We start from the raw sequence: 8,605 nt of genomic DNA, 5'->3' as shown, positions 1-8,605 counted from the left end.
TTCCAGACGTTCCTAAAGCTAAAGACAGCTACTACCAAAAGAAAAAGAAACACAAACTATTTTGTAAACGAGCAGGTATAGAACCAACAATAGGACATCTTAAAGCAGACCATAGATTATCTCGCAACTTTTATAAAGGTGTGAAAGGAGATGCTATCAATGTATTATTAGCTGCGGCAGCATATAACTTCAAAAGAGCTATGAGAGTTCTTTTGTACCTTATAAAAAGAATCAGCATAGAGCTTGTCAGTACAAGCTTTATGCTGAAATATAGTTTTTAAGGAATGACTAAATAAACAGCATTATTTTAAAAGAACTGTTCCAAAAGGAAATTATAGTGGAATAACATGGTTAGAGAATAATAGCTATGCTATTGTTTCCGATAAAGCAGAATATAGTGGTTTCTATCTATTTAAGATAGAGATAAACCCTAATACTGGCGATATAAAACAAATTAAGTCTGATGGATTTTTTGGTTCATCTATATTGGGTGCTGATGAAGAAGGTATTTGTTTTTATCCTAATCGGAATAGTGTTTTTATTGCACACGAAGCTGATAATAGTATTTGCGAATATAACTTATCTGGCAATTTTATTGGAACCCAATTATTTGTTCCATCTTATTTTCGCTCTGCATCAACGAACTATGGTTTAGAATCTCTTACTTACAATCCAAAAACACATTTATTTTGGACAACAACTGAATCAACATTAAAGAGTGATGGGAAACAAGCAGCACCAATGTTATTAATAGAAAATCGTCTGCGACTTCAAGCTTTCGATGAGAATTTTAATCCAATAGCACAATATGCATATAAAATGGATAAAAGCACTGTAAACAAGCCTGCACGAAATTATGCAATGGGTGTATCAGATATAGTTGCATTAGATAATGGTATGCTTCTTATTATGGAAAGAGAACTTTATGTTGCACCTTTGATATTCGGTTCATTTGTAAAAAATAAGATTTATTGTGTTGATACTAATAGTTCTCAAGAAATATCAACTAATAGTTCTCTCATAGATACAAGTCCATATATGAAAAAGCAACTACTTGCAGAATGGAAAACATCATTAACATTATTCCATCAAGATTTTGCGAACTATGAAGGAATGTGTCTTGGTCCTAAATTACATAATGGTACACAAGTTTTGGTTTTGTGTGCCGATAGTCAAAATCAGTATAGAGGTATACTGCGTGATTGGTTTCGCACAATTGTTTTCCGCTACTAAGACTATTTATTTATATTATTTTAGATACTTTTGTAGCTTACGTAATGCTTTATTACGTATTTGGCGCACACGTTCACGTTTTATTCCTATCTTTTTAGCTATTTCTGCCATTGTGTAAATTTCGCCATCTTTTAATCCAAAAATCAGTGTAATAACTTCTTTCTGTCTTTCGTCGAGGACATTCATTCCCTTTGCTATTTTCTCTGCTATAATCTGACGAGTTAGATACTCATCTGCCTGTGGCGAATTTTTATTCTCTATTACACTTTGCAATGTAAAATTCCCATTACTACCAATTGGCAGAGGTTGATCTATAGATAATTTATGTATACTATGCTTTTTTTCTCCATTATCCTGAGCATTATTTATATCAATCTGTTCATTTATTGCTTCTTCCATTGCTTTACGTATATAAGTAGCAGCAAATTTCACAAATCGTATTCCTCTTGTTCCATCAAACTTTTGTGCTGCATACATCATACCAATATTTCCTTCGCTTATTAAATCATCTTCGCTTAATCCACGATTTTTATATTGATGTGCCAATGAAACTACAAATTTTAAGTTTGCTTTTGTTAGTTTTTCTAAAGCACTTGCATCTCCTATTTTTATCCTAGCTGCAAGTTCTTGTTCCTCTATATCTGTTAGCGGTTGCTGATTAGCAATCTCTTCTATATATCTATTGTTTATAGCCATAATATTTTCTCTTTTGTGTTATTTTTTTCTTAAAATGGGAAAGTGCTATTATTAAAATTACTATTTGTACCTACATTTCGTTCTTTAGGAGAAAGCTGTAGATATTCTTCGGGCTTACTACCTTCTGGATATAAGTCAGCTAGTACTTCTTCTGTTTCTATTAAATTTTTCTTGATAGCTATTTCTAAGATTTTTTTATATTTTTCCATTAACCCTAACTCAAAACAGCATCGTGCATAACAGGCATAACCAATATTCCAATCTTCCGACATATTTTCCATATAATCAGAAAAAATTTGATAAGCCTCACGTATATAACCGTTCCCCATTAAAGAAATTGCCATTTTTATATATATCTCTTCTTTCTTTTCAGAATAATCAATAGCTTTTGTAAAGTACTTAAATGCTTCCTCAATATTATTTTCGCTTAAATAAGCATTTGCAATTGATATATTTAACGATTTTCTAAGTCCGCCTATTGTAATCTGTTGTAGTCGTTTATAATAGTTTATAGCCTCTTTATAGTTGCCAATACTGTATAATGCATTTGCCTTATTAGATAGTGCATCTTCGTCTTTTGGGTTTATTGCTAAGGTGTATTCACTTGCTGTTATAGATTTTTCATACTTTTCATTTAAGAAATAGTATTTTGCTAATTCATTCCAATATGTAGTAGAGTAGGGGTTAGTATCTATTAGACTATTTAGAATCTCCTCACTTTCGGTGCCTCCTCCATTCCAAAGAAGTATTCTTACCTTTAATTCTTTATATTCTGGTGATTCTACATCTTCATATAGACTTAACCACTTTTGTGCAAATTCTACTAAAGCATAATCGCAAAATAGAGAAGCGACATCGAAAATATAGTTTTGTTGTTCTTCTATAGCAACATAGCTAAAACGTTCTAAAAGATAAATATTAGCCTCTTCAGTTTTCATCTGCACTATCATTATCTCTGCATTTAGATAATAATAGTCTAAATCTGTTTTGTCTAAGATTTCTTCTGCAATAGATTTTGCTTTATCAATGTTTTTATCTATAAACATTGCACAACGTGCCATAAAACAAAGTGGAGCTATTGCTCCAGGAAAGATATTTATTGCATATATTGCAGCAGCTTTAGCTTCTTCGTCTTTACCTATTATATGGTAATATTCTGCAATATCAGCAAGTTCCTCCGAATCGAGGAAACTGCTGACATTGTTTTCGCATAGCTCTTCATATTTATGAAGAATATGCTTAAAACTATCGCTTTTAAAATATTCGTCCAATATTATTTTATCCTTTATTTTGAGCTTTTGCCCATGCATCTTTTAGACCTACTGTTTTATTGAAAATAAGTTTTTCGGTAGTAGAATCTGGATCAAGCATAAAGTAACCTGTACGTTGGAATTGCAAATAGGCTCCCGGCTTCTTTTCTGAAAGATATTTTTCAACGTAGCAGTTATTATGAATTTTTAAACTGTTTGGATTCAGCAGTTCTCTAAAGTCACTTTCTTCAGCCGATGGATTTTCTACTTTAAAAAGTCGGTCATATTCGCGAACTTCTGCTTTTAAACAATGCTCTGCACTTACCCAATGCAAGGTTCCTTTTACTTTGCGATTTGCTCCTTCCATTCCACTTTTACTTGTAGGATCATATTCTGCTTGGATTTCTATAATATTACCATCTTCATCTTTTGTGCATCCTGTGCATTTAACAATATATGCACTCTTTAAGCGTACTTCTTTCCCCGGAGTCATACGGAAGAATTTTTTAGGTGCATCTTCCATAAAATCGCTACGTTCTATCCATAAATTCTTAGAGAAAGTAATAGTGTGTACACCCTCTTCTTCATTTTCTGGATTGTTTATGCTTTCCAATTCTTCTGTTTTATCTTCGGGATAATTGGTAATTATAAGTTTTACAGGATCTAAAACTGCACTTACACGAGTTGCTTTCTTATTTAAATCGTTACGTACAGCAGCTTCAAGTAAAGCCATATCATTAAGTGCATCGAACTTTGTATAACCGATAGAATCAATAAATGCACGGATAGATTCGGGAGAATAACCACGACGACGCATTCCGCAAAGTGTCGGCATACGAGGATCGTCCCAACCATTTACAAGTTTCTCGTCTACAAGAGTATGTAGTTTTCGTTTCGACATTACTGTATAAGTAAGATTAAGTCGATTAAATTCAATCTGTCGTGGTCGGTTATCGTTTAATACATCGGCAGTATTGTCCGATTCTTTTAGCAAATCTATAAATTTATCGTAGAGTGGGCGGTGAGGAACAAATTCTAAAGTGCATATAGAATGAGTAACTCCTTCAAAATAATCGCTTTGTCCGTGTGCGAAATCGTACATAGGATAACAATTCCATTTTGTACCAGTACGGTGATGTGGCGTATGTATTATACGATATATAATAGGATCACGGAAGTGCATATTTGGATTTGCCATATCTAATTTCGCACGTAACACCATACTTCCTTCGGGAACTTCGGGTGTATTCATTTTTTCAAAAAGAGTAAGGCTCTCTTCTATAGGGCGATTTCTATATGGCGAAGGAATACCTGGTTCGGTTGGTGTTCCTTTTTGTGCTGCTATTTCTTCTGCGCTCTGTTCATCAACGTATGCTAATCCTTTTTTTATTAGCCATATAGCAAAGTCCCAAAGTTTTTCGAAATAGTCGCTTGCATAGTAAATATTCCCCCATTTAAAACCTAACCAGTTAATATCGTGAAGAATATTTTCTACATATTCGTTATTTTCTTTTGATGGATTTGTATCATCAAAACGTAGATTACAAACACCGTTATATTTTTCTGCTACACCAAAGTCCATACAAATAGCTTTTGCATGTCCAATATGTAAATATCCGTTTGGTTCTGGTGGAAAACGAGTTTGAATGCGTCTGCCGTTCTTTCCTTCTGCAATATCTTCTTCGACTATTTGTTCTACAAAACTCAAACTACGTTTCTCTTCATTAGTGTTACTTTCTATTGTGTTCATAAGCTATAATTTTTCTTCTGCAAAGATAGTTATTTTTTTCATTCTATAAATATGTTTTCCTTACTAATAATAGTTCTTGCCTATAATATTGTCTTATATAACTACCTGTTTTCAATAGTTTCGGTCTGCTTTCATAATGGCAATGTATATTTTTGAAAAATAATTAAAGAAAAATTTGGTGGGTTATAGAAATTAATATATCTTTGCACTCGTTATCCTGAATACAATCTTTTTACCTTAAATGACTAATACCTATTGAGGTTGAGTGCCCGTCGCTGCGAAGCGTTGGGCATTTCTTTTTTATATTAATTATAATACTCTCTATTAGCGAATTATAAATGTGTAATTATATAGGCATAAAAAATGCTAATAAGTTTGGAAGTATATTTCTAATTATCTATTTTTGCAAAGAGTATATATATATTCTTTATTTTCATCAAGTGGTGGAAACAAAAATGTAAATAGGAAATTTTCTACGAGCACTTTGCCGTTACTGATTTTCTATGAGAGTAAAGATTAATAGTATAATAGAATAAATAGAAAGTGAATGAAAAGTTTTGGTAAAAAGGCATGGATTCTTCCACAACCAGTGTTAATTATTGGAACATACGATGAAAATGGTATGCCAAATGCTATGAATGCTGCGTGGGCAGGTCAATGGGATAATCAACAAATTATGATTTCAATGGGAATTCACCAAACAACCAAGAATTTAAATATTAATGGAGAGTTTACTGTTGCTTTTGCTACTGTAGATACAATGGCTGCTGCCGACTATGTTGGCATTGTAAGTCAGAAGAATGTTCCAAACAAAGTAATGAATACTGGTTGGACTTTTGTTGATTCTAAGAATGTAAATGCCCCCATTTTTATTGATTTTCCAATGACAATGGAATGCCGTATCAAAGAAAAGCTAAAAGAAACAGAAACGGGATATTATATGATAGCTGAGATAGTGAATATAATTTGTGATGAAAAATATCTTGGCAATAATGGGAAACCAGATGTAGAGAAAATGAATCTTATAACTTTTAATCCTATTGCTCTCGAATATATAAGAATGGGAGAAAAAGTAGGGAAAGCATTCTCTATAGGCAAAGAATTAAAGTAGACACGTAAGACATAAAAATAATATTAAAACAGCATTATTATGTTTGATCACATTGCCGATTTTACAGCGTGGCCAATATTAACTGGAATATTAATCGGTTATATTGCTAATCGTATAATGAGTGGAGAAGGTAAAGGTTGTTGTATGAATCTTTTTATCGGAATAGTAGGAAGTTATGCCGGTTCCTTTATTAGTTATCTTCTAAATATTGATTTGTTTGGTAAAGGGTATATTACTAATCTCATATTTTGTGTAATTGGTTCTGTATCTGTTTTATGGATATGGAAAAAATTATCAGATTAACGCTTGGATAACCATTAATAAAGCAGAATAAGGAAAAAAGTTTTCTGCAAAATACAGATATACTGTAAGAACGAGAATACAATAAGAAAGCTAATGTATTGAAGTTTCTTATTATCGATTAATAGCCCATAAAAAAATTGTAATTACAATTTTTTATTTTGTAATTACAATTTCAAATTTTATAATTATATTTTTCTCTATTTCTTATTAAAATTTCTGAGAACTTTATTTTTGGTATCAATACTTATTCATTCTTTTTATCTAAAACAGAATATTTACTATTATTGCTTATATATTCAGGAACAATCTCTTTCATTTTTTCTACGATAGCCATATCGTTGTATGTATGACTTAAAGCAATAAGTTCGTCTATTTGTTTAGAAACTTCATCATAATCGTATTCACAAACTTTTGCAATACGAATTTTCTTATGGAAACTGGGCAGTGTGTTTTCTGTTGTACTCAATACTTCTTCGTAAAGTTTTTCTCCAGCACGCAACCCTGTATATTCTATTTCTACATTTTCTGCACCCGAAAGTTTTATCATTCGTTTCGCCAAATCGGCAATTCTTACAGGTTTACCCATATCAAAAACAAAAATTTCTCCACCTTTTCCATGTGTTCCAGCTTCGAGAACCAGCTTACATGCTTCTGGAATTAGCATAAAGAAACGAATAATATTAGGGTCGGTTACTGTTACTGGTCCACCACTTTTAATTTGTTTTTCGAATAATGGGATAACTGAACCATTTGAACCCAATACATTTCCAAAGCGAGTAGTAACGAACTGTGTAGACTTTTCAGCTTGTTTTCCTTGATTTGTTTTTGTATTTAAACTTTGGCAATAAATTTCACAAATACGTTTAGAACAACCCATTACGTTTGTTGGATTAACAGCTTTATCAGTAGATACCATAACAAACTTCTTTACTCCATATTTCACACTTAAGTCGGCTATAACTTTTGTTCCCCATACATTATTCTGTATGCTTTCTGATGGATTATTCTCCATCATAGGAACGTGTTTATATGCAGCCGCATGGAAAACATATTCAGGTTTATATTGCTTAAAAATGCTTTCCATTCTATCAATATTTGTAATATTTGCCACGATGGTTTCTACTTTTATAGTAGGATAATTAAAATGCATCATTAATCTTATATCATGTTGTGGCGTTTCAGCCTGATCTATAAGAATTAATTTATCGGGTTTATATATAGATATTTGTCGAACTATTTCAGAACCAATAGAACCTGCTGAACCTGTAATCATAATACACTTACCATTTAGCAAGTTTCCAATAGCATCCATATCTACTATTATCTCATCGCGTGGGAGAAGATCCTCAATATTTATTTCTTTAAACTGTACATGCTCTAAATCGTTCTCACCTGTCCATTCTTTTGTGTGCTCTGTAAGGTAAATTTTGACATTAGCATTTATAAGCAAATCTTGCAATCTTGTATCAGCCCTAAATTTATCTACTTGAATAGGCGAAACAAGTACAGCCTTTATTCTTTTCTGTTTAATAACTTCTTCTAATTTTGCATCAATAGAATATATTTTTTCGCCTAATAATGTTTTATTATGGTATAGATTATCGTGAGAGATAAATCCTTTTAACGAAAATCTAGAACTTCTATCGTTACAAATATTATTGGCTATTCCTATTCCACCTTCTTTAATGCCATATATAAGTGTCTCTATTCTACGATTTGGACTTAAATATAAATCGTACATAGTTTTTACTATTATTCGGAAAATAACCATTCCTACGGTTGCAACAAGATACATTGCGGCAATTTGTCGTCCTTCAAGACGTACAAATTTAATGTTAAAAAAGATTGGTTTTGTATCCCAAACGGAGATAGCATAATGTACAAGTTCTGCAATGGCAAACGATAAAAACATAGCAAAACCTACACGTTGTAAATCAACAAAAGAAGAATATCGAATTATTCCTGAATAAGTTTTGAAAACTCGAAAGCCAATAAGCACAAATGTCATAAAAATGAAGATAGTGGCTGTTATTAGCGATAAATTTGAAAATTCAATAGCCCCATGGTAATAAAACCAAAAAACAAGGAGTCCAGATAAATAACAAATAAAAATATCAATAGCCAACACGGTCCAATATGGAAGTGCATTTTTTGTTAGATACCATTCAAAAATTTTATTTAGTATTTTCATCTTCGATATATTGTCAAATAATTATTCTGTTATCACTACTAATAATGCAAAAGTACTAATTTATTTTTATA

At 31.9% G+C, this 8,605-nt stretch carries 7 protein-coding genes and 1 pseudogene; 4 read left to right on the top strand and 4 right to left on the bottom strand.

The window, feature by feature from the left end:
• A partial coding sequence (locus HMPREF9144_RS06100) for a transposase (protein WP_006045043.1) occupies window positions 1-281 on the top strand: 281 nt, incomplete at its 5' end.
• A 58-nt stretch (window positions 282-339) separates the two neighbouring features.
• Window positions 340-1,233: pseudogene (locus tag HMPREF9144_RS06095) on the top strand (esterase-like activity of phytase family protein); the annotation flags it as partial.
• A 15-nt stretch (window positions 1,234-1,248) separates the two neighbouring features.
• On the opposite strand, the gene HMPREF9144_RS06090 reads toward HMPREF9144_RS06095, so the two are convergent.
• Genes HMPREF9144_RS06090 through HMPREF9144_RS06080 form a run of 3 tightly spaced genes read right to left on the bottom strand, consistent with a single transcriptional unit; the run spans window position 1,249 to window position 4,929 of the window.
• On the bottom strand, window positions 1,249-1,929 hold the full coding sequence (locus HMPREF9144_RS06090; protein WP_006045041.1) for a sigma-70 family RNA polymerase sigma factor: 681 nt from the start codon (window positions 1,927-1,929) through the stop codon (window positions 1,249-1,251).
• A gap of 29 nt (window positions 1,930-1,958) precedes the next feature.
• Window positions 1,959-3,200 carry a tetratricopeptide repeat protein gene (locus tag HMPREF9144_RS06085; RefSeq protein ID WP_050795209.1) on the bottom strand — a complete coding sequence of 414 codons (1,242 nt, stop codon included), beginning with the start codon at window positions 3,198-3,200 and terminating at the stop codon, window positions 1,959-1,961.
• 7 nt (window positions 3,201-3,207) lie between these two features.
• Entirely contained in the window at window positions 3,208-4,929 is a 1,722-nt protein-coding gene (locus HMPREF9144_RS06080) for a glutamine--tRNA ligase/YqeY domain fusion protein (RefSeq protein WP_006045039.1), read from the bottom strand.
• Between the two features lie 547 nt (window positions 4,930-5,476).
• Between HMPREF9144_RS06080 and HMPREF9144_RS06075 the strand changes: the two genes are divergently transcribed.
• Window positions 5,477-6,040 carry a flavin reductase family protein gene (locus tag HMPREF9144_RS06075; protein WP_006045037.1) on the top strand — a complete coding sequence of 188 codons (564 nt, stop codon included), beginning with the start codon at window positions 5,477-5,479 and terminating at the stop codon, window positions 6,038-6,040.
• Between the two features lie 39 nt (window positions 6,041-6,079).
• Complete coding sequence (locus HMPREF9144_RS06070; RefSeq protein WP_006045036.1) at window positions 6,080-6,343, top strand: GlsB/YeaQ/YmgE family stress response membrane protein; 264 nt, start codon at window positions 6,080-6,082, stop codon at window positions 6,341-6,343.
• A gap of 244 nt (window positions 6,344-6,587) precedes the next feature.
• Here the strand turns inward: HMPREF9144_RS06070 and HMPREF9144_RS06065 are convergent, their stop codons facing one another.
• A complete protein-coding gene (locus tag HMPREF9144_RS06065) occupies window positions 6,588-8,534 on the bottom strand; it encodes a polysaccharide biosynthesis protein (protein ID WP_006045035.1) in 1,947 nt (648 codons plus the stop codon).
• Between the last annotated feature and the right edge of the window lie 71 nt (window positions 8,535-8,605).

The organism is Prevotella pallens ATCC 700821 (assembly GCF_000220255.1).
GTDB classification, from domain to species: Bacteria; Bacteroidota; Bacteroidia; order Bacteroidales; family Bacteroidaceae; genus Prevotella; species Prevotella pallens.
The sequence above is the reverse complement of the archived record's forward strand: the minus strand, read 5'-3'. Positions and strand labels throughout refer to the sequence as shown.

Bases quoted from the DNA above. Each gene is read 5' to 3' on its own strand.
- HMPREF9144_RS06090 (WP_006045041.1), bottom strand. From the start codon at position 1,929: ATGGCTATAAACAATAGATATATAGAAGAGATTGCTAATCAGCAACCG.
- HMPREF9144_RS06080 (WP_006045039.1), bottom strand. From the start codon at position 4,929: ATGAACACAATAGAAAGTAACACTAATGAAGAGAAACGTAGTTTGAGT.
- HMPREF9144_RS06075 (WP_006045037.1), top strand. From the start codon at position 5,477: ATGAAAAGTTTTGGTAAAAAGGCATGGATTCTTCCACAACCAGTGTTA.
- HMPREF9144_RS06070 (WP_006045036.1), top strand. From the start codon at position 6,080: ATGTTTGATCACATTGCCGATTTTACAGCGTGGCCAATATTAACTGGA.
- HMPREF9144_RS06065 (WP_006045035.1), bottom strand. From the start codon at position 8,534: ATGAAAATACTAAATAAAATTTTTGAATGGTATCTAACAAAAAATGCA.